This window comes from Aeromicrobium fastidiosum (assembly GCF_017876595.1).
Lineage (GTDB): Bacteria > Actinomycetota > Actinomycetes > Propionibacteriales > Nocardioidaceae > Aeromicrobium > Aeromicrobium fastidiosum.
The window spans coordinates 3259381-3285395 of sequence record NZ_JAGIOG010000001.1; the positions used below are offsets into that span (position 1 = coordinate 3259381).

A 26015-nucleotide genomic window follows, 5' to 3' on the forward strand; every position below is an offset into this window, starting at 1 on the left:
CTCAGCGCCTGAAGCCGCTGGTCATGAGGGCGTTGATGAAGCCGAGCTTGGTGTTCATGACGAACAAGAACTTGCCCGGCGACGCCGAGAACGTCTTGTTGACGGTGTACCAAGACGTGCACGAGCCCGACTTGACGTAGGTCGTCTGGGACGCCTCCCATGCGATGGCTCCTCCGCCGCCCTTCTCTATACGGGGCAGCACCCAGGCCCCGCTGACCGCGGTGTTGCTGAAGCAGAGCCTGAATCGCGTGAGCTTCACTGACGACGACTTGTGGTTGGAGAACTCGGCAACGGTCCGCAACACGGTCTTGGCGCCGGAGAGCTCTTGGTAGGAGGCAGACGCACTGACACTCGTCGACGAGCCGACTGTCGCGTAGCCGACGTCGGCCGACGCGACCCCAGGCAGGGCGACGATCAAGCCAGCAGCGCCGGCGACGACTGCTGAACGAATTTTCCACGAGTGACGCATGTGTACCCCCGATATATGTGACAGTTTGACATCTCAAAGGTATCCCGGCGCTGTGCCGAAGTCACCACCTCACGGCCCGTGTTTTCGTGGCACGGCTCAGCCCGATCACATCGGGCCGCGAACCTATCGCTTGCGTCCGCGGTCGAGGTAGCTCGGCATGGCCAGGAACGAGAGGCCGACCGCCACGAAGGCGATCGCGATCGTGGTGTTGCCGCCGATCAGACTCGCGATGGCGGAGACGACGAACAGCATCCCGGCGATGGTCCACAGCTGCTTCTGGGTCATGACCCGAGCCTAGGATCGGCGCTTCCGGCCCGCATCCCGGGCGACAGGATGTCTCAGGGCAGCGTGAGCTCGTAGTCGGCGCGGTCGGAGATGTGCTGCGCCCACTCGCGGACCGTCGACGCGGGCAGGTCGATGCCGAGCTCGGTCAGCGACCGCTCGACCTCTACGACGACATCATCGACGGGCAGGGCGGCGAAGCTCTTGCGGAGCGACTCGTCGGCTGCCCGAACCCGGTCGGCCAGCTGTGCGTCGTCCGTCGTCACGGTGGTGTGCATGCAGCGACGGTACGACACGGACGCGCTCGGCACCCGGCGACGACGGACATCGTCTGTCTACAGTGGGCCTGTGGACCACAAGCCGGCGCAGCTCGACCTCGGTCGACTCATCGACCGCCCCGACGGCGACTTCTCGCACGACGGTGTCCAGCAGCTGCGGCAGGACTTCACGCGGTTCATGATGCGCTACAAGTTCGGCATGGAGGAGATCGTCACCAAGCTGTCGATCCTGCGCGACGAGTTCGAGCACCTCCACGAGACCAACCCCATCGAGAACATCTCGTCGCGGCTCAAGAACCCCGACAGCATCCTCGAGAAGATGGGCCGCAAGGAGTGCGACTCGACGTTCGAGTCGATCGCCGAGAAGATCACCGACGTCGCAGGCGTGCGGGTCACGTGCAGCTTCGTGTCCGACGTCTATCACGTGTTCGACCTGCTCACGAGCCAGTCGGACGTCGTGATCGTCGAGGTGCGCGACTACATCACCGACCCGAAGCCCAACGGTTACCGCAGCCTCCACGCGCTGATCGAGGTGCCGGTCTACCTCAGCGACGGCGAGGTGCCGGTGCTCGTCGAGGTGCAGCTGCGCACCATCGCGATGGACTTCTGGGCCAGCCTCGAGCACAAGATCCACTACAAGTACCGCGAGGACGTCCCCCAGTCGCTCCTCGACGGGCTCAAGGACGCCGCCGACACCGCCACCGAGCTCGACGCCACGATGGAACGACTGCACGCGGAGGTCAAGACCGCCGGCCAGCTGTCGGCCGGGCTCAAGGACGAGCTGTCCCGCGGCACCGTCGCCCTGCCCGATGACGCCTTCGTCGAGCGCCTCAAGCGACTCGGCTCCTGACGGACGCCCCCGACCTCCCGGCTAAGCCAGGACGTCGCCCAGGTCGTACTTCGCGATCTCCTCGAGCTGCTCGTACGTGCAGCTCTCCGGCTCACGGTCGGGCCGCCAGCGCTTGAACTGCGCGGTGTGCCTGAACCGGTCGCCCTCCATGTGCTCGTAGCCGACCTCGGCGACCAGGTCGGGCGACAACGTCACGAACGACAGGTCCTTCGTGCCGGTCCAGCGGCTCTGCCCGCCGGGCAGTCGCGACGACGCCTGCGCGTCGGCGTCCTGCCACTGGCCCCACGGGTGGTCGGAGCTGTCGATGACCAGGGGCTGCAGCAGCTCGACGAGCTCGGCCCGGCGGGTGTCGGTGAACGACGCGGCGACGCCGACGTGCTGCAGCCTGCCGTCGTCGGCGTACAGCCCCAGCAGCAGCGAGCCCAGCAGCGGACGGTCCATGGTCGACGTCTTGTGGAGGCGGTACCCCGCGACGACGACGTCGGCGGTGCGGGCGTGCTTGATCTTGAGCATCTGACGCCCGTTGGGGGCGTACGGCTTGCCCAGCGGCTTGGCGACGACGCCATCGAGCCCCGCGCCCTCGAAGATGCCGAACCACTCCTGCGCGACGGCGGCGTCGGTGGTCGTGCGCGTGAGGTGGATGGGTGCCTGCGCCGCCGACAGCGCCTCCTCCAGCCGTGCCCGTCGCACCGAGAACGGCTCGTCCATCAGCGACTCGTCGCCGATCGCCAGCAGGTCGAAGGCCACGAACGAGGCGGGTGTCTGCTCGGCCAGGGTCTTCACGCGGGACGCGGCGGGGTGGATGCGCTGCGACAGCGCATCGAACTCGAGGCGTCCGTCGATCGCGAGGAAGATCTCGCCGTCCAGCACGCACCGGTCGGGGGTGTTCGCCAGGACCGCCTCGACGACCTCCGGGAAGTACCGCGTCAGCTCCTTGGTCGACCGGCTCGCGAGCGCCACCTCGTCGCCGTCGCGGAACACGATGCACCGGAACCCGTCCCACTTGGGCTCGAACGACAGCCCGCCGTCGACCGAGTCGGCGGCCGGGACGCCCTTGACGGACTTGGCGAGCATCGGCTTGACCGGTGGCATGACGGGCAGATCCATGCAGCACAGCCTAAGGTCGTCGTCCACCGTGCGACACCTACACTGTGGGGGTGTCTGAGCAGGGTCGAGCGGTGTGCGCAGTGGAGGTCGTCGACCTCGAGATGCACTACGGCGACGTCACCGCGGTCGACGGGCTCAGCCTCACGGTCGAGCACGGCACCGTCACCGCGATCCTCGGCCCCAACGGCGCCGGCAAGACCACGACGATCGAGACGTGCGAGGGGTTCCGCACCCCGCAGGCCGGCTCGGTGCGCGTCCTGGGGCTAGACCCCGTCGCGGAGGCACACCTGCTGCGTCCCCGGGTCGGCGTCATGCTGCAGTCCGGTGGCGCGTGGTCGGGTGCCCGGTCGCACGAGATGCTCCGGCACATGGCGTCGCTGCACGCCCACCCCCTCGACGTCGACCTGCTGATCGAGCGTCTCGGCATGGGGTCGTACGGCTCGACGCCCTACCGCCGGCTGTCGGGTGGCCAGCAGCAGCGGCTCAGCCTCGCGATGGCGATCGTCGGACGCCCCGAGCTGCTCTTCCTCGACGAGCCGACGGCCGGGCTCGACCCTGCCGCCCGCCGCTCGACGTGGGAGCTCATCGCCGAGCTGCGCACCAGCGGCGTCACCACGGTGCTCACGACGCACTTCATGGACGAGGCCGAGGCCCTGTCCGACCAGATCCACATCGTCGACGGCGGACGGGTCATCGCCTCCGGCACCCCGCAGCTGCTCGCCGCCTCGGGCTCGGAGAACACCGTGCGCTTCACCGCCAGCCCCGGACTCGACGTCGTCGACCTGATGCTGGCGCTCCCCCACGACACCAAGGTCGACGAGGTCACCCCCGGCGCATACGTCGTCGCCGGAGCGGTCGACCCGCAGCTGCTCGCGACGCTGGCCACGTGGTGCGCCGGCCAGGGTGTGCTCACCGAGTCGCTGCTCGTCGAGCGGCAGACCCTCGAGGACAGGTTCCTCGAGCTCACCGGGAAGGTCCTGCGTTGACCACCGCGCCCCCGAAGGCCCTCGACCTCTCGCCCAAGCCCGGTGCAGCTCCGCGATCGGCGATGCTGCGGGCGCAGACCGTCATGGAGCTGCGGCTGCAGACCCGCAACGCCGAGCAGGTGCTGATCACGATGGTGATCCCGCTCGTGCTGCTGGTGCTCGGGTCGCAGGCGACGTCCGTCGTCGACCTCGGACCCGGTCGCACGATCGACATCATCACCCCCGGCATCCTCGCGCTCGCGGTGCTGTCGACATCGTTCACGTCGCTCGCGATCGCGACGGGCTTCGAGCGGCGCTACGGCATCATCAAGCGGCTCGGCGCGTCACCCCTGCCCCGGTGGGGTCTGCTGTTCGGCAAGATCGGCGCCGTCGTCGTCATCGAGGTCATCCAGCTGGCCGTCCTCTCGGGAGTCGGGCTCGCGCTCGGCTGGGAGCCGCGCGGCGGCCTCACGGCACTCGCGCAGATGCTCCTGCTGATCGTGCTCGGCACGGCGGCCTTCGGCTCGCTCGGCCTGCTCATCGCCGGCACGCTGCGGGCCGAGGCGACCCTCGCGGTCGCCAACCTCGTCTACGTCCTGCTGCTGGTGGGCGGTGGGCTGCTGGTGCCGCTGAGCCGCTACCCCGAGTCAGCCCGCCACGTGCTCGAGCTGCTCCCGTCGGGGGCCCTCGGGCAGGGCCTGCGCGACACGTTCGCCGGCCAGGGCATCAGCGCCTACGCCACCGTCGTCCTGCTGATCTGGACGGTGTGCGCCAGCCTTCTCGTCTCCAGGAGCTTCAAGTGGGAGTGACCGAGCACCGCGCCGGACTGGGTCTTCGCCGGCCCACCGACACCTCCGTCGAGCGCTGGGCCTGGGCCGCCGTCGTCGCCAACACCGTCATCATCCTGACCGGCGGGCTCGTGCGGCTGACCGGATCGGGGCTCGGCTGCCCGACGTGGCCCAAGTGCACCGACCAGTCGTTCGTGCCGCACCGCGAGCTCGGCGTCCACGGCGTCATCGAGTTCGGCAACCGGATGCTGACGTACGTGCTGATCGCGGTCGTCGTCGCGGTGTTCGTCGCGGTCTGGCGCTGGTCGCGCACGTCCCGAGACCTGCGCCGCCTCGCGGCACTCATCGCGCTGGGCGTGCCGTTCCAGGGCGTCATCGGCGGCATCACGGTGCTGACCGATCTCAACCCGTGGATCGTCTCGCTGCACCTGCTGCTGTCGCTGGCGCTGGTCGCCGCATCGGTACTGCTGGTCGTCCGGGTGCGTGGCGGGTCATCGGTCAAGGTCTTCCCACGCACCCGTGCCCTGGTCGTCTCGACGTACGCGGTCCTGTGGGTCGTCGTCTACCTCGGCACCGTCGTGACGGGCAGCGGCCCGCACGCGGGCGACGACCAGGCACCGCGCAACATGCTCGACCCGCAGGTCATGAGCCACGTGCACGCCGCCGCGGTGTACGTGCTCGTCGCCCTGACCGTCGCCTGCTGCCTGCTGCTGCGTGGCACGCCGCTCCTGCGCCTCGCCGTGTGCCTGCTCGTCGCCGAGCTCGCGCAGGGCACGATCGGCTTCGTGCAGTACTTCACCGATCTGCCGATCGCGCTCGTCGCGGTTCACCTCGTCGGTGCCGCGGCGCTCGTCGCGGTGGCCACGCGCCTGCTGGTCGAGACCGTCGCCGCGCGGTTCTTGGTGGGCCAGCAGCCCGCGACGGTCGAGTCGTCGTCCCGTTGACCTGAGACCCAGGTCACCCTACGGTGACCTGATGTCCTCACGGTCGGTCACCGACTCCCCCACGTCCACCGACCACGGCACCGACCTGGTGCCCCTCGCCGTGGTGCACGCCGGCCTGCTGGTCGCCGGCGGTGCCGCACTGTCGCTCGACCGCCCGGCCCAGGGGTGGGGCGTGCTGCTCACGGTCATCGCCTACGTCGCGGCGCTGCAGGTCGCCGCGCGGCGGTCGGGTCGTCCGGACCTCGCCGCGCTGGCCGCCTTCCTGGTGCCGGTGTCGGTGTTCCAGGTGCTGCCCGACTGGGTGCTGGCGGGTCTCGTCGGCACCCTGCGCTTTCCCGACACGGGCGGGCTGCGGGTCGACGACGTCATCCCGGTCGCGATGGCCGGGATGTGGGTCGCGCCGCTGTTCATCGCCGTCGCCCTCGCTGCCGGTCGTCCGGGCCGCGCGGCGGTGCTGGCGGTCGTCGTATTCCTGGCTGCCGAGATCGCTGCTCCGATGCTCGGCCTGTGGGAGCCCACCGGCGACACCACTCGGTGGGCCGGCGTCGCGATCTACGTCCTGCCCGCCGAGGCGGCGCTGGGCTGGGCCACCGCCCACGCCTTCCGCGCCACCCGGACGTCGTCCGTGCCGACCCGCATCGGGGCAGCGCTCGCGGTGTCGACGTTCTACCTCGGAGCGCTCGTCCTGTCGTTCTTCCTGATCGACGTCGCGGGGTGGAGCATCACCGCCTGACCGTGCCCGCGAGTGGCGCATTCCGGTCCCCGAGTGGCGCATTCCGGTCCCCGAGTGGCGCATTTTCGCGGGAAACGCCGTCTCGAAATCGCAGAACTGCGCCACTCGCGGGGCGGGGGGTGGGGATCCCTAGACTGACGGCATGCCTGCCGCCTGGGACCTCGATGCCTCGCTCTCCGACGCCGACTTGGCGGTGGCCCTCGTCCGGTCAGCCGGTGCCCTCGCTGCCCAGATGCGGGCCGAGGGGCTGACCACCGACGTCAAGACCTCGATCTCGGACGTCGTCACGGCCGCCGACAGGGCCGCCGAGGAGCACGTCATGAACACGCTCCGGGTCACGCGTCCGGACGACGGGATCCTCGGCGAGGAGGGCGCGGCGCACACCGGCACGAGCGGACGCACGTGGGTCATCGACCCCGTCGACGGCACGTACAACTTCGTGTCAGGCCTGGCCTACTGGTGCAGCGCACTGGCGCTGCAGGACGACGACGGCGCCGTCCTGGGTGCAGTGCACCAGCCGAGCAGCGGCGAGACGTGGGTGGGCGGTCGCGGCCTGCCCACGACGCTCGACGGCACGCCGCTGGCTCCCCTCGCCGATCGACCGCTGGACGAGTGCAGCCTCGCGACCTACATCCACCCGTCGACGCTCAGCGATCCCGACGTGCTGCAGAGCTGGCTGGCCGTCGTGGCGGGAGTCGCCACACCTCGACTCCTGGGCTCGGGGTCGATGGACCTGTCGAACGTCGCCACGGGCCGGGTCGGCGCGTGGGCGCAGCACTCCACCCCCGCGTGGGACTGGCTCCCCGGCCAGGCACTCGTCGAGGCCGCCGGCGGACGCACCGCGGTCGTCGAGCACCGCGGGCACCGGTGGCACCTCGCCGCCAACCCGCAGGCCCTGGACGAGCTGGTCGAGCGCCTCACGGCGTCGTAGCGGCCGTCAGCGCAGACCCTGCCGTCAGCGCAGACCCCGCCGTCAGCGCAGGAAGGGATCGACCGCGGCAGCCACGAACAGCAGGGCCAGGTAGGCGTTGCTGAAGTGGAACAGCCGCATCGGCTTGAGCACCGAGAGCTCCTCGGTGTCCTGCGCGCGCGACTTGAGGTCGTAGGCCTCGATCAGGAACACGATGCCGAGCACGATCGCGACGGCCGGGTAGAACCAGCCCGTCGGCGTCAGCGGCCACAGCAGCAGCGACGTGCCGACCATGACCCACGTGTAGATGACGATCTGGCGGGCGACCTCGGCCGAGCCGACGACCGACGGCAGCATCGGGACGCTCGCCGCGGCGTAGTCCTCGCGGTAGCGCATCGCGAGCGACCAGAAGTGCGGAGGCGTCCAGAAGAACACCACGAGGAACAGCACGACGGGGGCCAACGCGAGCTCGTTCGTGACAGCCGTCCAGCCGATCATCGCCGGGAAGCAGCCAGCGGCCCCGCCCCACACGATGTTCTGCGTCGTGCGGCGCTTGAGGATCATCGTGTAGCCGATGACGTAGAAGACGTTGGCGACCAGCGCGAGGCCGGCCGAGAGCCAGTTGACCCAGACACCCAGCACGGCGGTCGACACGACGCCGAGCACGAGGCCGAAGATCAGCGCGTTGCGGGTCGGGATCTGGTGCCGAGCCAGCGGACGGCGCGACGTGCGGCGCATCAGCTGGTCGATGTCGGCGTCGACGACGCAGTTGAGGGCGTTGGCGCTGCCTGCTGACAGCGCGCCGCCCACGAACGTGGCGATGACCAGCCAGAACGGGGGCACGCCCTGCTGGGCGAGGAACATGACCGGGACGGTCGTGAGCAGGAGCAGCTCGATGATGCGCGGCTTCGTCAGCGCGACATACGACTTGACCACGTCGGTGAACGAAGGAGAAGTGGGTACGTCGGCATGGCTGGTGGTGTTCACATCCATGGCGGTCACGTGCAGCAGTCTAAGCGACGCGAGTAGGCTCGACACGACGGCCTTCACCACCCGTCATCATCGACTCTCGTACGACGATCAGGAGCCACCGCTGTGACGTCCGGAACCCCCTCCCTGGAGTGGACAGACCTCGACAAGAAGGCCGTGGACACCGTTCGTCTCCTGGCCGCCGATGCCGTGCAGAAGGTCGGCAACGGCCACCCCGGCACCGCCATCAGCCTGGCCCCCGTGGCCTACCTGCACTACCAGAAGCTGATGCGCCACGACCCGAGCGATCCGCACTGGGCGGGTCGCGACCGGTTCGTGCTCTCGTGCGGCCACTCGAGCCTCACGCAGTACATCCAGCTCTACCTCGCGGGCTACCCCATGACGCTCGACGACCTCAAGAGCCTGCGCACGTGGGGCAGCCAGACGCCCGGTCACCCCGAGTACAACCACACGCCCGGCGTCGAGGTCACCACCGGCCCGCTCGGCCAGGGCGTCGCCAACGCCGTCGGCTTCGCGATGGCCGCCCGCCGCGAGCGCGGCCTGCTCGACCCGTCGGCCGCCGCCGGCGAGAGCCCGTTCGACCACCACGTCTACGTCATCGCCTCCGACGGCGACCTCCAGGAAGGCGTCTCGGCCGAGGCGTCGTCGCTCGCCGGAACCCAGCAGCTCGGCAACCTCACGGTGCTGTGGGACGACAACCGCATCTCGATCGAGGACGACACCAACATCGCCTTCACCGAGGACGTCGCGGCGCGCTACGAGGCCTACGGCTGGCACGTCCAGACCGTCGACTGGACCAACGGCGGCACCGAGTACGTCGAGGACGTCCAGGCCCTCTGGGACGCCTACCAAGCCGCCGAGGCCGTCACGGACCGTCCGAGCTTCATCCAGCTGCGCACGATCATCGCCTGGCCCACCCCCAACGCCCAGGGCACGGGCGGCTCGCACGGCTCCGCGCTCGGCGACGACGAGATCCGCGCGACCAAGGAGCTACTCGGCTTCGACCCCGAGAAGACCTTCATCGTCGACGACGACGTCATCGCCCACACGCAGGCCGTCCGCGACCGCGCGGCCGCCGAGCGTGAGACCTGGCAGACGTCGTTCGACGCGTGGGCCTCGGCCCACCCCGACAACGCGGCTCTGCTCGAGCGGCTCAAGAACCGCGAGCTGCCCGCCGGCTGGGACGCCGACCTGCCCGTCTACGAGGCCGACGCCAAGGGCGTCGCGACCCGTGTGGCGTCGGGCGACTTCCTGTCGGCCGCCGTCGCCGGCCTGCCCGAGCTGTGGGGCGGCTCCGCCGACCTCGCGGGCTCCAACAACACGACACCCAAGGGCGAGCCGTCGTTCCTTCCGCCCGAGCGCTCCAGCGCGAAGTTCACGGGCGACTGGTACGGCCGGGTGCTGCACTTCGGCATCCGCGAGCACGCCATGGGCGCGATCATGAACGGCATCGTGCAGCACGGCCTCACGCGTCCGTACGGCGGCACGTTCCTCACGTTCAGCGACTACATGCGCGGGGCCGTGCGACTCGCGGCACTGCAGGAGCTGCCCGTCACCTACGTGTGGACGCACGACTCGATCGGCCTCGGCGAGGATGGACCCACGCACCAGCCGGTCGAGCACCTCGCCTCGCTGCGGGCCATCCCCGGCCTCGACGTCGTCCGACCGGCCGACGCCAACGAGACGATCGCCGCCTGGAAGACCATCATGGGGCTGACCGACCGGCCCGCCGCCCTGATCCTGAGCCGCCAGAACCTGCCGACGTTCCCGCGCGACGCCGACGGCTACGCGTCGGCAGAGCTGACGTCCAAGGGCGCCTACGTCCTCCTCGACACGGACGGCACGCCCGACGTCATCCTGTTCGGCACGGGCTCGGAGGTGCAGATCGCGGTCAAGGCTCGCGAGCTGCTGGCTGCCGAGGGTGTCCAGGCGCGCGTCGTCTCGATGCCGAGCCGTGAGTGGTTCGAGCAGCAGCACGCGTCGTACCGCGACGAGGTCATCCCGCCGTCGCTGCGCGCCCGCGTGTCGGTCGAGGCCGGCGTGGCCCTGGGCTGGCGCGACGTGGTCGGCGATGCCGGCCGGGTCGTCAGTCTCGAGCACTACGGCGCGTCGGCCGACTACCAGACGCTCTACGACAAGTTCGGCATCACCGCCGAGGCCGTCGCCGCCGCCGCCAAGGACTCCATCGCGGCTGCCGCGGGCGAGCCCGCCGCACCGTTCCACGCCCGGCCGTCAGGACCTGTCGGCCCGGGTGACAACGCGGACGCCCCGTCCCACTGACGCTGCGCCCGTCCACGCATGACCTCTCATACCAAGGAGCACTCATGAACGAACGTCTCAAGGCCCTGGCTGACGCCGGGGTGTCCATCTGGCTCGACGACCTGTCCCGCGAGCGCATCGAGACCGGCAACCTCGCCGAGCTCGTGTCCGACGGCGGCGTCGTCGGCGTCACGACCAATCCCTCGATCTTCGCCTCGGCGCTGGCCAAGGGCGAGAAGTACGAGCCCCAGGTCAAGGAGCTCAAGGCGTCCGGTGCGGACGTCGCCACGACGGTCTTCGAGCTCACGACGACCGACGTGCAGAACGGCTGCGACATCCTGAAGCCGGTCTACGACGCCAGCGGCGGCGCCGACGGTCGTGTGTCGATCGAGGTCGACCCCGATCTGGCCCGTGACACCGAAGGCACGATCAAGCTGGCCCACCGCCTGTGGGAGCGGGTCAGCCGTCCCAACCTGCTCATCAAGATCCCCGCGACGCTCGAGGGTCTCCCGGCGATCACCTCGGTCATCGCCGAGGGCATCAGCGTCAACGTGACGCTGATCTTCTCGCTCGAGCGCTACCGCGGCGTCATGGACGCCTACCTCGAGGGTCTCGAGCAGGCCGACGCCGCAGGTCGCGACCTGTCGACGATCCACTCGGTCGCGTCGTTCTTCGTCAGCCGCGTCGACACCGAGGTCGACAAGCGGCTCGGTGAGGGCCACCCGCTGCGCGGCACCGCCGCGCTGGCCAACGCCCGCCTCGCGTACGAGGCCTACGAGGACGTCTTCGGCTCCGACCGGTTCACGGCGCTCAAGGCCAAGGGAGCCAACGCGCAGCGTCCGCTCTGGGCTTCGACCGGCGTCAAGGACCCCAACCTGCCCGACACGCTCTACGTCACCGAGCTCGTCGTCGACAACACCGTCAACACGATGCCCGAGAAGACGCTGCAGGCCGTCGCCGACCACGGCGAGATCCTCGGCGACCGCGTCCACGGCACCTACGAGGAGTCGCGCGACGCCATCGCCGCGCTCGAGCGGGAGGGCATCTCGTACGACGAGGTCGTCAAGCTGCTCGAGGACGAGGGTCTCGAGAAGTTCGAGGCCTCCTGGAACGAGCTGCTCGAGACCGTCGCCGCCGAGCTCGACAAGGCCTGATCGGTGCCCGCACACCACGGCGTCGACGTCGCGCTCACCGTCCCGTCCACCGACGAGCTCGACGAGGCGCTGAACGGCGTCGTCGCCGACCGCGTCGCGTCGCGGATCGCCGCGCAGGACCCCACCCTGTGGGGGCCTGACGCGGAGTCCGAGGCGAGCATCCGGCTCAGCTGGACCCAGCTCGCGGAGTCGTCCCGCCCGCTGGTCGCCGAGATCGAGGCCCTGCGCGCCGAGCTCCACGACCAGGGCATCGACCACGTCGTGCTGTGCGGCATGGGCGGATCGTCCCTGGCCCCCGAGGTCATCTGCCACACCGCGGGCGTCGACCTGACGGTGCTCGACTCCTCGCAGCCCGACATGGTGCGCTCCGCCCTGGCCGACCGGCTCGACCGCACGGTCGTCGTCGTGTCGAGCAAGTCGGGCGGCACCGTCGAGACCGACAGCCAGCGCCGCGCCTACGAGCAGGCCTTCACCGAGGCCGGCATCGACCCGGTGCAGCGCATCGTGGTCGTCACCGACCCCGGCTCGCCGCTCGACGAGCAGGCCAGCGAGGCCGGCTACCGCGTGTTCCGTGCCGATCCGCACGTCGGCGGCCGCTACTCGGCGCTCACGGCGTTCGGGCTCGTCCCGAGCGGTCTCGCCGGCGCCGACATCGGCGAGCTGCTCGACAGCGCCGAGCAGGCCCAGGCCGCGCTCTTCGCCGACGACGTCGACAACCCGGCGCTGCGGCTCGGCGTGCTGCTGGGCGTCGCCAACCGGCACGGCGTCGACAAGCTCGTGCTGGCCGACCGTTCGGGTCACGGCATCGGCGACTGGATCGAGCAGCTCGTCGCGGAGTCGACGGGCAAGCAGGGCCGGGGCATCCTCCCGGTCGTCGTGCCCGACGAGGACGCGCCCAACTTCGTGCCGTCCACGACCGACTCGATCATCACGGTCATCGGCCAGAGCCAGGTCGGCGTCATCGAGCGCACGGCTCGTCTCGCCGGCAACCTGGCCCATGCGACTCTCGCCGCGACGCTGGGCGACAACCCGCCGGTCGACGACAGTGCCGTGCCCACGGCCCTGTCGGGCTACGCCGCCGTCGTCGACGGCCCCCTCGGCGCGCAGATGCTGCTGTGGGAGGTCGCCGTCGCAGTCGCCGGACGCCTGATCGGCATCGACCCCTTCGACCAGCCCGATGTCGAGAGCGCCAAGAAGGCCGCTCGCGAGCTGCTCGACGGTGCCGGCGACGTGCCGACGCCTGACTTCAGCGAGGACGGCATCGACGTCTACGGTGCCGGCTCCTCGCTGGCCGACGCCCTCGACCGGCTGCTCGACCAGATCGACGTCGAGCGCGGCTACCTGGCCGTGCAGGTCTACCTCGACCGCATCGCCCACGCCGACTTCGCCGAGGTGCGCGAGACGCTGGCCGAGCAGCTGACACGGCCCGTGACCTTCGGGTGGGGCCCGCGCTTCCTGCACTCCACGGGGCAGTTCCACAAGGGCGGCACCCCCACGGGGGTGTTCCTGCAGATCACCGGCACGCCTCACGACGACCTGGCGATCTCGGGCCGCGATTTCACATTCGGCTCGTTCATCGACTCCCAGGCCGCGGGCGACGCCGCCGTGCTGCGCGACCACGGTCGTCCGGTGCTGCGCCTGCACCTCACCGACGTCGAGGCAGGACTGGCCCGCATCCGCGAGCTGCTCGCATGACCGAACAGCTCACCAACCCGCTCAGGGATCCCCGCGACCGCCGCCTCCCCCGCATCGCGGGCCCCTGCAGCCTGATCATGTTCGGCGTCACGGGCGACCTGGCCAAGAAGAAGCTCATCCCCGCGGTCTACGACCTCGCCAACCGGGGGCTGCTGCCGCCCGGTTTCGCGCTGGTCGGCTTCGCCCGCCAGGACTTCGGCACCGAGTCGTTCGCCAAGGTCATCAAGCAGGCCGCCAAGGACGGTGCCCGCACCCCGTGGAGCGAGACCGTCTGGAAGCAGCTCGCGGCGGGCATCCGGTTCGTCCCGGGCGAGTTCGACGACGACGCGGCCTGGGAGCGGCTCGCCGACACGATGGCCGAGCTCGACGAGCAGCAGGGCACCGGCGGCAACCACGCGTTCTACCTGTCGATCCCGCCGGGACTGTTCCCCGTCGTCGTCTCGCAGATCAAGAAGCACGGCCTCGCCGAGTCGTCGCAGGGCTGGCGACGCGTCGTCATCGAGAAGCCCTTCGGGCACGATCTCGCCTCGGCCGAGGAGCTCAACCGCATCGTCGCCGACGTCTTCGCGAGCGAGTCGGTGTTCCGCATCGACCACTACCTCGGCAAGGAGACCGTCCAGAACATCCTGGCATTCCGCTTCGCCAACGGGATGTTCGAGCCGATCTGGAACAACCACTACGTCGACCACGTGCAGATCACGATGGCCGAGGACATCGGGATCGGCTCGCGGGCGGGCTACTACGACGGCATCGGCGCGGCACGCGACGTCATCCAGAACCACCTGCTGCAGCTCATGGCCCTCATCGCGATGGAGGAGCCCGTCTCGTTCAACGCGTCGTCGCTGCGGCTCGAGAAGCAGAAGATACTGGCCAACGCCCGGCCCCCGGCCCGCATGGACCTGCACACCGCCCAGGCGCAGTACCTGGCCGGCTGGGCGGGCGGCGAGAAGGTGCGCGGCTACCTGGAGGAGGACGGCGTCCCCGACGGCTCACGGGCCGAGACGTACGCCGCGATCCGTGTCGACGTCTCGACCCGCCGCTGGGCGGGCGTGCCGTTCTACCTGCGCACCGGCAAGCGGCTCGGCCGCCGAGTCACCGAGGTCGCGGTCATCTTCAAGCGCGCCCCCCACCAGCCGTTCAGCAAGAACGACATCGAGGAGCTCGGCCAGAACGCGCTGGTCATGCGCATCCAGCCCGACGAGGGCGTGACGCTGCGCTTCGGCGCCAAGGTGCCCGGCACGACGATGGAGATCCGCGACGTCAACATGGACTTCGCCTACGGCGGTGCGTTCGTCGAGAGCAGTCCCGAGGCGTACGAGCGGCTCATCCTCGACGTCCTGCTGGGCGACCCGCCGCTGTTCCCGCAGCACGAGGAGGTCGAGCTGGCCTGGAAGATCCTCGATCCGGTCATCGACCACTGGAAGTCGTGCACGACCATCGACAGCTACCCGTCCGGCACGTGGGGTCCTGCCTCGGCTGACGAGATGATGGCCCGCGACGGCCGTACCTGGAGGCGTCCGTAGCCATGGAGATCGCACTCGAGAAGACCAACTCGGCCCGCATCGCGCGGGCCCTGGTCAAGGCACGCTCCGCGGCCGGCAGCCCGGCGATGGACATGGTTCTGACGCTGCTGGTGGTCACCGACGACGAGAACGTCAGCGAGGCCCTGCGCACCGCCACGACCCTGTCGCGCGAGCACCCCTCGCGCGTCATCGGCGTCATCCTCGGCGACGGACGCGGCGCTGCCCAGCTCAACGCCAAGGTGAGGGTCGGCGAGAACTCGTCGGGCGAGTCGATCCTGCTGCGCATCTCCGGCGAGCTGACCCGCCACGCCGAGTCGGTCGTCCTGCCACTGCTGCTGCCCGACTCCCCCGTCGTCGTCTGGTGGCCGGGCAAGCCGCCCGCCGATCCGTCCGAGGACGCGATCGGCCAGCTCGCCCGGCGCCGACTCACCGATGCCGAGGCGACGTCATCGCCCGTGCGCTCGCTCAAGGCCGTCGCCCGGTCGTACTCCCCCGGCGACACCGACCTGTCGTGGACCCGTCTCACGCCCTGGCGGGCGCTGCTCGCCGCCGCGCTCGACCAGTCGCCGGGCACCGTCACCGGTGGCACGGTGGTCGCGGGATCGGGCAATCCCGCCGCGACCCTGCTGGTCGCGTGGCTCGAGAGCCGTCTCGGCATCGACGTCACGACGCGCCGCAGCGACTCCGAGCAGATCGCCTCGGTCGTGCTCAACACGTCGGCGGGCGATGTGGTGATCGAGCGCATCGACGCGACGTCGTGCCACTTCAGCGTGCCGGGCTCCTCGCCGCGCGAGGTGCCGCTGGGTGCGCGGACGCTGGCCGAGCTGCTGGCCGAGGACCTGCGCCGGCTCGACGCCGACGACATCTACGCGGAGACCATCGCGCACATGCTGAAGGGCACCTCATGAGCACCGTCCTGACCTCGCCCGACGCCGAGACCCTCGCCGCGGTGATCGCGCAGCGGATGGTCGACCTCCTGGCCGACGTGCAGCGTGCCGGCCGCACACCGTCGGTCGTGCTGACCGGCGGCACGATCGCCATCGCGGCCTACCGTCACGTAGAAGGTGACACGGTCGACTGGACCGATGTCGACTTCTACTGGGGCGACGAGCGCTTCGTGCCCGCCGGGCACGCCGACCGCAACGACCAGCAGGCCCGCGACGCCTTCTTGACCCGGCTCGGCGTCCCGGCGCACCGCCAGCACGCCATGCCGGCGTCCGACGAGGGGTTCCCGAGCATCGGTGCGGCTGCTGACGCCCACGCGGAGGTCCTGCCCGAGGCCCCGTTCGACCTGGTCCTGCACGGGATGGGCCCCGACGGCCACATCGCCTCGCTGTTCCCGGGGTTCCCCCAGCTGCACGAGACCGAGCGCCGCGTCGTCGATGTCACCGACTCCCCCAAGCCGCCGCCGCAGCGCCTCTCCCTGACGCTGCCCGTGCTCAACAACGCCCGCAGCGTGTGGCTCGTCGTCGCCGGCGAGGGCAAGGCCGACGCCGTGGCGCGTGCGCTCGGCGACGGAACCGTCGACGACACGCCGGCCTCCGGCGCGCACGGCACTGCCGAGACGGTGTGGCTGATCGACGCGGCAGCGGCCTCCGGCCTGTCCGTGTGACCTCCGAGCTCGTCACGTTCGCCGGGCGAGCCGGCACGATCGCCGGTGAGCGATGGCACACGTCCAGCTCGCGAGGCACGCTGCTGCTCCTGCACGGCGGCGCACAGACCCGCCACTCGTGGAGCCGCAGCGGGGTGCGCTTCTCCGACGGCGGATGGACGACGATCGCGCTCGACGCTCGTGGCCACGGTGACAGCCAGTGGGACCCCGCCGGCGACTACGGCATGAGCGCGCTCGTCGACGACCTCGTCGGGGTCGTCGACCAGCTCGGTGAGTCACCCGTGCTGGTCGGTGCGTCGATGGGCGGCATGACGGCGCTCGTCGCCGAGGGTGAGCACGCTCCCCTGGCACGTGCGCTCGTGCTGGTCGACATCGCGACGCGCGCCGAGCCGGCCGGGGTGGCCCGCATCTTCGAGTTCATGCGGTCGGCGCCCGACGGATTCGCATCCCTCGAGGACGTCGCCGACGCCATCTCTGCCTACAACCCGCACCGCGAACGCCCCAAGAGCCTCGACGGTCTGCGCAAGAACGTGCGGCAGGGCGCGGACGGTCGGTGGCGGTGGCACTGGGACCCCGCCTTCCTGCGGGTGCCGGACGAGCCGCGGCGCGAGGCCCACGAAGCCCGGCTGGACGACGCGGCCCAGGGGGTCACCGTCCCGACGATGCTCGTGCGCGGCAAGGACTCCGACGTCGTGTCACCCGAGGGCGCAGAACATCTGCAGCGGCTCATCCCCCACGCCGTGGTGCGTGAGGCACGGGCCGGCCACATGGTCGCCGGTGACGACAACGACGTGTTCGTCAGCCAGGTCGTCGACTTCCTCGACGACACCCTGCCCTGACGTCAGAAGATGACTTCGCCGGACTTGCGCTTGGCGCGCAGGCCCTCGACGGCTTCCTTGAGGATCTCGTCGGCCTCGGTCTCGGAGCGACGCTCCTTGACGTAGGCGAGATGCGTCTTGTACGGCTCGATCTTCTTGGCCGTCGGACGGTTGTCGGAGTCGACGCTCGCCGGCATGCCGCACCGCGGGCAGTCCCACGACTCCGGCACCTCGGCCTCGATCGCGAACTGCAGCTCGGTCGTGTGGTTGTTGATGCAGAAGAACGTGACGAACTGGCGGGGGGCCGCCTCGCCGCGTTCTGCCTCACCCATGGGACCGGAGCCGATACGGCTGCCCCGGATAGCACCTGCTGCCACTAGTTACTCACCTTCAGGAGCAGGCCGAGTGCGATGATGCACACGACCCAGACGACTGCGATACCGACCGTGATCCGGTCGAGGTTGCGCTCTGCGACGGAGGAACCGCCGAGCGAGCTGGACACGCCACCACCGAACATGTCCGAGAGACCGCCCCCGCGTCCCTTGTGCATGAGGACCAGCACGATCATCAGCACGCTGCTGATCGTGAGGATGATGGAGAAAGTCAGAATCACTACGGGCCTTCGTTCGTGGTCGGTGCGGGGCAGGTGTGCCGAGCGACGACCGTCACCGGGTGGATGTCAGCTGCCGGACAGGTCTGGCATGGCGTAGAACCGGGCGATGCCGGCGAACTCCTCCGGTTGGAGGCTTGCTCCGCCGACCAGGGCGCCGTCGACGTCCGACTTCGCCATGATGGCGGCGATGTTCGCCGCTTTGACCGATCCGCCGTAAAGGATACGCAATGCCGCCGCGGCCTCGGGCGACCAGGTCTGCCCGACCCGCTCGCGGATCGCGGCGCAGACCTCCTGGGCGTCCTCGGGAGTCGCGACCTCGCCGGTGCCGATGGCCCAGACGGGCTCGTACGCGATGACGACGTCGGCGAGCTGCTCGGACGTCAGGCCCGCAAGTGAGCCGTCGACCTGGGCCAGCGTGTGAGCCACGTGCTCGCCCGCCTGCCGTACCTCGAGGCCCTCGCCCACGCACACGATGGGGCTGATGCCCGCGGCGAGTGCCTTGGTGGCTTTGACGTTGACCACCGCATCGCTCTCACCGTGGTGCTCGCGACGCTCGGAGTGGCCGACGACGACGTACGAGCAGCCCAGCTTGGCCAGCATGGCCGCCGAGATCTCGCCCGTGAAGGCACCGCCGTCGTGCTCCGACACGTCCTGCGCGCCGTAGCCGATGGCCAGGTGGTCGCCGTCGACCAGCGTCTGCACGCTGCGGATGTCGGTGAACGGCGGGATGACCACGACCTCGGCCTTGTCGAAGTCGTGCTTCTTGTCCTGCAGCGTCCAGGCGAGCTTCTGCACCAGGACGACTGCCTCCTGGTGGTTGAGGTTGGACTTCCAGTTGCCGGCCATCAGTGGCTTGCGGGACATGGGTCAGTTGCCTTCCAGGATGGACAGACCCGGGAGCGTCTTGCCCTCGAGGTACTCCAGCGACGCGCCGCCGCCGGTCGAGATGTGGCCGAACTGGTCGTCGGAGAAGCCGAGCTGGCGGACGGCCGCGGCGGAGTCTCCCCCGCCGACGACCGAGAGGCCGTCGACCTCGGTGAGCGCCTGCGCGACCGACCGGGTGCCCTCGGCGAAGCTCGCCATCTCGAACACGCCCATGGGGCCGTTCCAGAACACCGTCTTGGAGCCGCGGATGATCTCGGCGAACGCCGCCGCCGAGTCGGAGCCGATGTCGAGCCCGAGCTGGTCGGACGGGATCGCGTCGGCCGCGACGACCTGCGCATCGGCGTCGGCGAACGCCGGTGCCACGACGATGTCGGTCGGCAGCACGAGGCGGACGCCCTGTGCCTCAGCCTGCTGGATGTAGCCGCGGGCGATGTCGAGCTGATCGTCCTCGAGCAGCGACTTGCCGACCTCGTGGCCCTGGGCCTTGAGGAACGTGAAGACCATCCCGCCGCCGATCAGCAGGTTGTCGGCCTTGGCCAGCAGGTTGTCGATGACACCCAGCTTGTCGGAGACCTTCGATCCGCCCAGCACGACGGTGTACGGGCGCTCGGGGCTCTCGGTCAGGCGCTTGAGCACCGTGACCTCGGCCTCGACCAGCTCGCCGACCGCGGCTGGCAACCGGGTCGCGACGTCGTAGACGCTGGCCTGCTTGCGGTGCACGACGCCGAACCCGTCCGAGACGAACACATCGGCCAGGGCCGCGAGCTCGTCGGCGAACGCGCCGCGCACGGCGTCGTCCTTGCTGGTCTCGCCCTCGTTGAACCGGACGTTCTCGAGCACCGCGACCTGACCGTCCTGCAGGGCAGCGCTGATGCGGTGCGCCTGCGGGCCGACCGTGTCGCCCGCGAACAGCACGGGCGTGCCGAGCAGCTCGGCGAGCCGCTCGGCGACCGGCTCGAGCGAGTAGTCGGGGTTGGGGACGCCATCGGGACGGCCGAGGTGCGCCGTCACGAGCACACGGGCACCCGCGTCGGCGAGCCGCTTGATGGTCGGCACGCTGGCGCGTACGCGTCCGTCGTCCGCGATCGTCTTGCCGTCGAGCGGCACGTTGAGATCGCTGCGGACGAGGACGCGCTTGCCGCGCAGGTCGCCGAGGTCCGAGACCGTGAGCACGCGCTTAGAGCGTCGAGCCGACGTGGACGACGAGGTCGGCGAGGCGGTTGGAGTAGCCCCACTCGTTGTCGTACCAGCCGACGACCTTGACCTGGTCGCCGATGACCTTGGTCAGGCCCGAGTCGAAGATGCACGACGACGGGTCGGTGACGATGTCGGCCGAGACGATCTCGTCCTCGGTGTAGACCAGGAAGCCCTTCATGGCACCCTCGGCGGCGGCCTTGACGATTGCGTTGACCTCCTCGACCGTGGTCTCGCGCGAGGCGGTGAACGTCAGGTCGGTGGCCGAGCCGGTCGGCACGGGCACGCGCAGCGCGTAGCCATCGAGCTTGCCCTTGAGCTCGGGCAGCACGAGGCTGACGGCCTTGGCGGCACCCGTCGACGTGGGGATGATGCTCAGGTTGGCGGCGCGGGCGCGACGCAGGTCGCTGTGCGGCGCGTCCTGCAGGTTCTGGTCCTGCGTGTACGCGTGGATCGTCGTCATCAGGCCCTTCTCGATGCCGAGGCCGTCGTTGAGCGCCTTGGCCATCGGTGCGAGGCAGTTGGTCGTGCACGACGCGTTGGAGATGACGGTGTGCGCGGCCGGGTCGTAGAGCTCGTGGTTGACGCCCATCACGACCGTGATGTCCTCGTTCTTGGCGGGCGCGGAGATGATGACCTTCTTGGCACCGCCGTCGACGTGGGCCTTGGCCTTGGTCGCGTCGGTGAAGAAGCCGGTCGACTCGATGACGATGTCGACACCGACGCTGGCCCAGTCGAGCTTGGCGGGGTCGCGCTCGGCGAAGGCGGCGATCTTCTGGTCGCCGACGTAGATGTTGGCGTCGTCGTACGTGACGTCGGCGTCGAGGCGGCCCAGGATCGAGTCGTACTTGAGCAGGTGGGCGAGCGTCTTGTTGTCGGTCAGGTCGTTGACGGCGACGATCTCGATGTCAGCGCCGGCGGCACGCGCCGCGCGGAAGAAGTTGCGGCCGATGCGGCCAAATCCATTGATGCCTACGCGTACGGTCACGGCTAACAACACTCCTGCGGGATCGGGTGGGTAACGGCCCCACCCTACCGAGGTCGAACACGTACCGGCGAGTCACCTCGCCCACCGGACGGTGACGGCTCGAAGGATCAGTCGTCGACGAGGGCGTCGTCACCGAGGCTGGACTCGGTGTCGGGGATGCCGAGGTCCTCGGCGCGCTTGTCGGCCATGGCCAGCAGGCGCCGGATGCGGCCCGCGATGGCGTCCTTGGTGAGGGCGGGCTCGTGCAGCTGGCCGAGCTCCTCGAGGCTGGCCTGGCGGTGCTCGACGCGCAGCGTGCCGGCCATCTTGAGGTGGTCGGGCACCTCGTCGCCGAGGATCTCGAGCGCTCGCTGCGCGCGGGCCCCGGCTGCGACGGCGGCACGGGCCGAGCGGCGCAGGTTGGCGTCGTCGAAGTTGGCCAGGCGGTTGGCTGTCGCCCGCACCTCGCGGCGCATGCGGCGCTCCTCCCACGCGAGCAGCGACTCGTGTGCGCCGAGACGGGTCAGGAGCGCGCCGATGGCCTCGCCGTCGCGGATGACGACGCGGTCGATGCCACGCACCTCGCGGGCCTTGGCGCTGATGCCGACCCGGCGAGCCGCGCCGACCAGGGCCAGCGCGGCCTCGGGGCTCGGGCAGCTGACCTCGAGGGCCGACGAGCGTCCGGGCTCGGTGAGCGAGCCGTGCGCCAGGAACGACCCGCGCCAGGCGGCGACGGCATCGCACGACGAGCCCGACACGACCTGCGGCGGAAGCCCCCGGATGGGGCGACCGCTGCCGTCGATCAGGCCGGTCTGGCGAGCCAGCGCCTCACCGTCCTTGGAGACGCGGACGACGTAGTGGGTGTCCTTGCGGATGCCGGCGTTCTGCATCACGACGATCTCGCTGTCGTGGCCGTAGATCTCGGCGATGTCCTTGCGGAGGCGACGGGCGGCGGCCCCGGTGTCGAGCTCGGCCTCGACGACGATGCGTCCGGACACGATGTGCAGGCCCCCGGAGAAGCGCAGGATCGACGACACCTCGGCCTTGCGGCAGCACGACTTCGTGATGGTGGTGCTGGACAGCTCTGCCTTGACCTGGGCCGTCATCGCCATGCAGAAGATCCCCTACCGAGTCGTCGTCGCGCCGGCGTGTCGCGGAGCGACGACACCGAACAGAACGTGGACACACTACGCCTGTCTCATGACGTGGCCGAACGCGGCCGCGAGACGCGCGGGGTCGTGCTGGTCGGACGCGGGCCCCTGCGACAGGTCGGACACGTAGAGCCGCGCACCCAGGCTCTGCGCGGTCGACTCGAGGGTGCCGCGGGCGTCGACGAGGCTCGTGTCGGCGATGACCGCGTCGAGGCGCAGCTCGGGCGCGTGGGCGGCCAGCACCTCGAGGTGGTCGGTGGGGCTGAGTCCCTCGGTCTCGCCGGTCTGCTCGGCCAGGTTGAGCACCAGCGCACGCTTGGCCGGCGTCGAGATCAGGACGTCGCGCAGCCCCGGCACGAGCAGCGTCGGCATGACGCTCGTGAACCACGACCCGGGCCCAACCACGACCCAGTCGGCGTCCTCGACGGCCCGGACGGCCTCGGGGCACGCCGGCGGGTCGCTGGGGTCGAGGCGCACGCTGATGACCTGCCCGTCGGTCGAGGCGACCTCGACCTGCCCGCGGACGACCGTCAGGCGGTCGGGCGCCGAGCGCAGGTGCACGTCTGCCTCGATGTCGAGCGGGACGGCCGCCATCGGCAGGACCCTGCCCTGGGCGCCCAGCAGGTCACCCACCAGGTCGAGGCCGGCGACCTCGTCGCCGAACTGATCCCAGATCGCCGCGATCAGCAGGTTGCCGACGGCGTGCCCGTCGAGGGGGCCGCCGCTGGAGAACCGGTGCTGCAGGATGCTCGCCCATGTGCGTCCCCACTCGTCGTCTCCGCACAGCGCGGCCAGCGCCATGCGCAGGTCGCCCGGCGGCAACCCGCCCAGCTCCTGACGCAGCCGTCCGGACGACCCGCCGTTGTCGGCGACCGTCACGACTCCCGTGAGCTCGGTGGTGAGCCGGCGCAACGCCGACAGGCTCGCCGCGAGACCGTGCCCGCCGCCGAGCGAGACGACCTTCAGGTCTCCGTCGAACCGCTCGGGCCGCTCGGGCCGGGTCGGACGCGTGATCACTCCCGCCCCAGGTCTCGGTGGACCACGAGGGTGCGGACCCCCCTGGCGCGCAGGCGTTCGGCGAAGGCCTCCGACATCGCGACGCTGCGGTGGCGACCGCCGGTGCAGCCGATCGCGATCGTCAGGAAGTGCTTGTCCTCGTTGAGGTAGCCACCTGTCAGCAGGGCCACGAGCTTCTCGTACTGCTCGAGGAACTCCTCGGCGCGCGGCTGCCCGAGCACGTAGTCGCTGACCGGCTGGTCGAGGCCGCTGAGCGGGCGCAGGCCGTCGACCCAGAACGGGTTGGGCAGGAACCGCAGGTCGGCCACCATGTCGGCGTCGATCGGGATGCCGTACTTGAAGCCGAACGACATGACGGACGCCCGCAGGCCGGAGTCGGCGTCCTCGAACGCCGCGTGCACCCGCTGGCCGAGCTGGTGGACGTTGAGGTTGGTGGTGTCGACGACGATGTCGGCCCGGCCCCGGATGCGCCGCAGCAGCTGGCGCTCGCGCACGAAGCCGTCCATCAGGCGTCCCTCGTGGCTGAGCGGGTGCGGACGACGGGCGGCCTCCTGGCGACGCACCAGCACCTCGTCGGACGCCTCGAGGTAGAGGATGCGCGACGTGACGCCGAGGTCTCGCAGCGACTCCAGCGCCTCGACCAGGCCGCCGAAGAACTCGCGCGACCTGGCGTCGACGACGATCGCGAGCTTGTCGATGTCGTCGGATGCCCCGACGGTCTCGACGGCGCCGACGATCAGCTCGGGCGGGATGTTGTCGATGACGTAGTAGCCGAGCTTCTCGAGCACCTTCGCGGCCGAGCCGCGGCCGGCACCCGTCATGCCCGTCACGAGCACGAACTGGCTGAGCTGGGTCACTTAGTCCTCCATGATCTCGCCGGTCGCGGTGTTGACCGCGGGTGCGGCCTCACCGGCGGCGAGCGCCTGCACGATGGATTGTGCCGTAGCCGCGCCGATGCCGGGCACGGTGGCAATCTCCTCGGCTGTCGCGGCCCGCAGCTTCTTGACCGATCCGAAGGTCTTGAGCAGCGCCTTGCGCCGGGTGGGGCCGAGGCCCGCGACGGGGTCGAGCACGCTCTCGATCATGGTCTTGCTGCGACGTCCGCGGTGGTGGCCGATCGCGAAGCGGTGCGCCTCGTCGCGCAGCCGCTGCAGCAGGTAGAGGCCCTCGCTGGTGCGCGGCAGGATGACGGGGTCGTCGTCATCGGGCAGCCAGACCTCCTCGAGGCGCTTGGCCAGGCCCACGAGGGCGACGTCGGCGATGCCGAGGGCCTGCATCGCGGCGTGGGCGGCGGCGACCTGCGGCGGTCCACCGTCGACCACGACGAGCGCCGGCGTGTAGGCGAAGCGCTTGGGCTTGCCGGTCTCGGGGTCGATGCCCCGTCCGTCGTCGCCCGAGCCGTCGCCGAGCTCTTCGCGGGACTTCAGCAGGGCCGTGAACCGCCGGGTGATGACCTCGTGCATCGCGGCGACGTCGCTCTGCCCCTCGTTGCGGATCGTGAACCGGCGGTACTCGGACTTGCGGGGCAAGCCGTCCTCGAACACGACCATCGACGCGACGGTCTCGGTGGCACCCAGGTTGGAGATGTCATAGCACTCGATGCGCAGCGGGGCCGTCTCGAGATCGAGAGCCGCCTGGATCTCCTCGAGCGCGAGGCTGCGGGCCGTGAGGTCGGAGCTGCGCTTCATCTTGTGACGCATCAGCGACTGCTTGGCGTTCTGCTCGACGGTCTGCATCAGCGCCCGCTTGTCGCCGCGCTGCGGGACGCGGATCGTGACCGGACCCCCGCGGCGCTCGCTGAGCAGCTCGGTGACGGTCGCGGCGTCGGCGGGCATCGTGGGCACGAGCACCTCGCGCGGGACGGCCGAGGCATTGGCGTCCTGGTAGAGGGTCATGAGCGCTCGCTGCACGAGCTCGGGGAACTCGGCCTCGTCGGCCTTCTCGGCGACCCAGCCGCGTTGACCTCGGATGCGTCCGCCGCGCACCGAGAAGATCTGCACGGCGATCTCGAGGGGGTCGTCGACGAAGCCCAGCACATCGGCGTCGGTGCCGTCGCCCAGCACGACGGTCTGCTTCTCGAGCACCCGCTGCAGGGCACCGAGGTCGTCGCGCAGCTTGGCAGCGAGCTCGTACTCCTCGCGCTCCGACGCCTCGAGCATCTTGGCCTCGATGCGCTTGGTGAACCCGGCCGTCTGGCCACCCATGAACGCCAGGAAGTCGTTGACGATCGCGCGGTGCTGGTCGGGGCTGACCCGGCCGACGCACGGTGCCGCGCACTTCCCGATGTCGCCGAGCAGGCACGGACGTCCGATCGCCGCGGAGCGACGGAACACGCCGGCCGAGCACGAGCGCATCGGAAAGACCCGCAGCAGGGTGTCGACGGTGTCGCGGATGGCCCACGCGTGGCCGTAGGGGCCGAAGTAGCGGACGCCCTTGCGCTGCGCCCCGCGCATCACGGTGACCCGGGGGAACTCCTCGCCGACCGTGACCGCGAGCCACGGGTACGACTTGTCGTCGCGGTACTTGACGTTGAACCTCGGGTCGAACTCCTTGATCCAGGAGTACTCGAGCGCCAGGGCCTCGACCTCGGTGCCGACGACCGTCCACTCGACCGAGCTGGCGGTCGTCACCATCTGCTGCGTGCGGGGGTGCAGATTGGAGATGTCCTGGAAGTACGAGCTCAGGCGCGGCCGCAGCGACTTGGCCTTGCCGACGTAGACGACGCGCCGCTCGGCGTCGCGGAACCGGTAGACGCCGGGATCGGTCGGGATCTCCCCCGGTGCCGGTCGGTAGGTCGCTGGATCTGCCACC

The 26015-nt window shown here is 70.2% G+C and carries 27 protein-coding genes; 13 read left to right on the forward strand and 14 right to left on the reverse strand.

The genetic code is table 11. From position 1 onward, the window contains the following. Position 1: 1 nt before the first annotated feature. The 3 genes from JOF40_RS16290 to JOF40_RS16300 form a co-directional block, all read right to left on the reverse strand. Entirely contained in the window at positions 2 to 469 is a 468-nt protein-coding gene (locus JOF40_RS16290) for a hypothetical protein (RefSeq protein ID WP_129183628.1), read from the reverse strand. Between the two features lie 123 nt (positions 470 to 592). After that, the gene (locus tag JOF40_RS16295) at positions 593 to 754 is read right to left on the reverse strand and encodes a hypothetical protein (protein WP_188111803.1); all 162 of its coding nucleotides are present in this window, start codon (positions 752 to 754) and stop codon (positions 593 to 595) included. Between the two features lie 53 nt (positions 755 to 807). Further along, positions 808 to 1029, reverse strand: a complete 222-nt coding sequence (locus JOF40_RS16300; RefSeq protein ID WP_129183626.1) for a hypothetical protein — start codon at positions 1027 to 1029, stop codon at positions 808 to 810. 70 nt (positions 1030 to 1099) lie between these two features. On the opposite strand from JOF40_RS16300, the gene JOF40_RS16305 reads away from it, so the two are divergent. Beyond that, positions 1100 to 1879, forward strand: coding sequence for a GTP pyrophosphokinase (locus JOF40_RS16305; RefSeq protein ID WP_246152850.1), 780 nt, complete (start codon positions 1100 to 1102; stop codon positions 1877 to 1879). Between the two features lie 21 nt (positions 1880 to 1900). On the opposite strand, the gene JOF40_RS16310 is transcribed toward JOF40_RS16305, so the two are convergent. Further along, positions 1901 to 2986, reverse strand: a complete 1086-nt coding sequence (locus tag JOF40_RS16310) for an ATP-dependent DNA ligase (protein WP_129183622.1) — start codon at positions 2984 to 2986, stop codon at positions 1901 to 1903. 50 nt (positions 2987 to 3036) lie between these two features. On the opposite strand from JOF40_RS16310, the gene JOF40_RS16315 reads away from it, so the two are divergent. The 5 genes from JOF40_RS16315 (at position 3037) to JOF40_RS16335 (ending at position 7347) form a co-directional block, all read left to right on the forward strand. Next, on the forward strand, positions 3037 to 3972 hold the full coding sequence (locus tag JOF40_RS16315; protein ID WP_246152849.1) for an ABC transporter ATP-binding protein: 936 nt from the start codon (positions 3037 to 3039) through the stop codon (positions 3970 to 3972). Then, positions 3969 to 4760, forward strand: a complete 792-nt coding sequence (locus tag JOF40_RS16320) for an ABC transporter permease (protein ID WP_245343149.1) — start codon at positions 3969 to 3971, stop codon at positions 4758 to 4760. The genes JOF40_RS16315 and JOF40_RS16320 overlap by 4 nt, the downstream gene beginning before the upstream one ends. Beyond that, positions 4751 to 5683 carry a COX15/CtaA family protein gene (locus JOF40_RS16325; protein ID WP_246152848.1) on the forward strand — a complete coding sequence of 311 codons (933 nt, stop codon included), beginning with the start codon at positions 4751 to 4753 and terminating at the stop codon, positions 5681 to 5683. Before JOF40_RS16320 ends, JOF40_RS16325 begins: the two co-directional genes overlap by 10 nt. Before the next feature lie 31 nt (positions 5684 to 5714). Continuing rightward, positions 5715 to 6416 (forward strand): DUF6989 domain-containing protein, encoded by a 702-nt coding sequence (locus JOF40_RS16330; RefSeq protein ID WP_129183620.1) that lies wholly within the window; start codon positions 5715 to 5717, stop codon positions 6414 to 6416. Positions 6417 to 6558: 142 nt separating this feature from the next. Beyond that, positions 6559 to 7347 (forward strand): inositol monophosphatase family protein, encoded by a 789-nt coding sequence (locus JOF40_RS16335; RefSeq protein ID WP_129183618.1) that lies wholly within the window; start codon positions 6559 to 6561, stop codon positions 7345 to 7347. A 42-nt stretch (positions 7348 to 7389) separates the two neighbouring features. Here the strand turns inward: JOF40_RS16335 and JOF40_RS16340 are convergent, their stop codons facing one another. Continuing rightward, positions 7390 to 8319: a heme o synthase gene (locus tag JOF40_RS16340; RefSeq protein WP_129184788.1), complete on the reverse strand. Its 930-nt coding sequence runs from the start codon at positions 8317 to 8319 to the stop codon at positions 7390 to 7392. A gap of 102 nt (positions 8320 to 8421) precedes the next feature. Between JOF40_RS16340 and tkt the strand changes: the two genes are divergently transcribed. From tkt to JOF40_RS16375, 7 genes are read left to right on the forward strand one after another with little or no spacing between them, the layout of a single operon-like run. After that, positions 8422 to 10596, forward strand: coding sequence for a transketolase (tkt, locus tag JOF40_RS16345; RefSeq protein ID WP_129183616.1), 2175 nt, complete (start codon positions 8422 to 8424; stop codon positions 10594 to 10596). A 44-nt stretch (positions 10597 to 10640) separates the two neighbouring features. Continuing rightward, on the forward strand, positions 10641 to 11729 hold the full coding sequence (gene tal, locus JOF40_RS16350) for a transaldolase (RefSeq protein WP_129183614.1): 1089 nt from the start codon (positions 10641 to 10643) through the stop codon (positions 11727 to 11729). A 3-nt stretch (positions 11730 to 11732) separates the two neighbouring features. Further along, positions 11733 to 13424 (forward strand): phosphoglucose isomerase-related protein, encoded by a 1692-nt coding sequence (locus JOF40_RS16355; RefSeq protein ID WP_129183612.1) that lies wholly within the window; start codon positions 11733 to 11735, stop codon positions 13422 to 13424. Further along, the gene (zwf, locus tag JOF40_RS16360; protein ID WP_129183610.1) at positions 13421 to 14947 is read left to right on the forward strand and encodes a glucose-6-phosphate dehydrogenase; all 1527 of its coding nucleotides are present in this window, start codon (positions 13421 to 13423) and stop codon (positions 14945 to 14947) included. The genes JOF40_RS16355 and zwf overlap by 4 nt, the downstream gene beginning before the upstream one ends. A gap of 2 nt (positions 14948 to 14949) precedes the next feature. Further along, the gene (locus tag JOF40_RS16365) at positions 14950 to 15855 is read left to right on the forward strand and encodes a glucose-6-phosphate dehydrogenase assembly protein OpcA (protein ID WP_129183608.1); all 906 of its coding nucleotides are present in this window, start codon (positions 14950 to 14952) and stop codon (positions 15853 to 15855) included. Continuing rightward, positions 15852 to 16559 carry a 6-phosphogluconolactonase gene (gene pgl / locus JOF40_RS16370; RefSeq protein WP_129183607.1) on the forward strand — a complete coding sequence of 236 codons (708 nt, stop codon included), beginning with the start codon at positions 15852 to 15854 and terminating at the stop codon, positions 16557 to 16559. The genes JOF40_RS16365 and pgl overlap by 4 nt, the downstream gene beginning before the upstream one ends. Further along, complete coding sequence (locus tag JOF40_RS16375; protein ID WP_129183605.1) at positions 16556 to 17398, forward strand: alpha/beta fold hydrolase; 843 nt, start codon at positions 16556 to 16558, stop codon at positions 17396 to 17398. The genes pgl and JOF40_RS16375 overlap by 4 nt, the downstream gene beginning before the upstream one ends. Before the next feature lie 2 nt (positions 17399 to 17400). Here the strand turns inward: JOF40_RS16375 and JOF40_RS16380 are convergent, their stop codons facing one another. The 9 genes from JOF40_RS16380 to uvrC all read right to left on the reverse strand — a co-directional run bounded on the left by JOF40_RS16380 (position 17401) and on the right by uvrC (position 26014). Next, positions 17401 to 17754 (reverse strand): RNA polymerase-binding protein RbpA, encoded by a 354-nt coding sequence (locus JOF40_RS16380; protein ID WP_129183603.1) that lies wholly within the window; start codon positions 17752 to 17754, stop codon positions 17401 to 17403. Beyond that, on the reverse strand, positions 17754 to 17990 hold the full coding sequence (secG, locus tag JOF40_RS16385; RefSeq protein WP_129183601.1) for a preprotein translocase subunit SecG: 237 nt from the start codon (positions 17988 to 17990) through the stop codon (positions 17754 to 17756). Before secG ends, JOF40_RS16380 begins: the two co-directional genes overlap by 1 nt. A 66-nt stretch (positions 17991 to 18056) precedes the next feature. Beyond that, on the reverse strand, positions 18057 to 18854 hold the full coding sequence (gene tpiA / locus JOF40_RS16390) for a triose-phosphate isomerase (RefSeq protein WP_129183599.1): 798 nt from the start codon (positions 18852 to 18854) through the stop codon (positions 18057 to 18059). Between the two features lie 3 nt (positions 18855 to 18857). Then, on the reverse strand, positions 18858 to 20048 hold the full coding sequence (locus JOF40_RS16395) for a phosphoglycerate kinase (RefSeq protein ID WP_129183597.1): 1191 nt from the start codon (positions 20046 to 20048) through the stop codon (positions 18858 to 18860). Positions 20049 to 20052: 4 nt separating this feature from the next. After that, a complete protein-coding gene (gene gap, locus JOF40_RS16400) occupies positions 20053 to 21057 on the reverse strand; it encodes a type I glyceraldehyde-3-phosphate dehydrogenase (RefSeq protein WP_129183595.1) in 1005 nt (334 codons plus the stop codon). Positions 21058 to 21164: 107 nt separating this feature from the next. Next, positions 21165 to 22148 carry a DNA-binding protein WhiA gene (gene whiA, locus JOF40_RS16405; protein WP_129183593.1) on the reverse strand — a complete coding sequence of 328 codons (984 nt, stop codon included), beginning with the start codon at positions 22146 to 22148 and terminating at the stop codon, positions 21165 to 21167. A gap of 75 nt (positions 22149 to 22223) precedes the next feature. Beyond that, positions 22224 to 23204: a gluconeogenesis factor YvcK family protein gene (locus JOF40_RS16410; RefSeq protein ID WP_129183591.1), complete on the reverse strand. Its 981-nt coding sequence runs from the start codon at positions 23202 to 23204 to the stop codon at positions 22224 to 22226. Further along, entirely contained in the window at positions 23201 to 24025 is an 825-nt protein-coding gene (gene rapZ / locus JOF40_RS16415; RefSeq protein ID WP_245343755.1) for an RNase adapter RapZ, read from the reverse strand. The genes JOF40_RS16410 and rapZ overlap by 4 nt, the downstream gene beginning before the upstream one ends. A 36-nt stretch (positions 24026 to 24061) precedes the next feature. Continuing rightward, positions 24062 to 26014, reverse strand: coding sequence for an excinuclease ABC subunit UvrC (gene uvrC / locus JOF40_RS16420; RefSeq protein ID WP_129183587.1), 1953 nt, complete (start codon positions 26012 to 26014; stop codon positions 24062 to 24064). Position 26015: the final 1 nt, after the last annotated feature.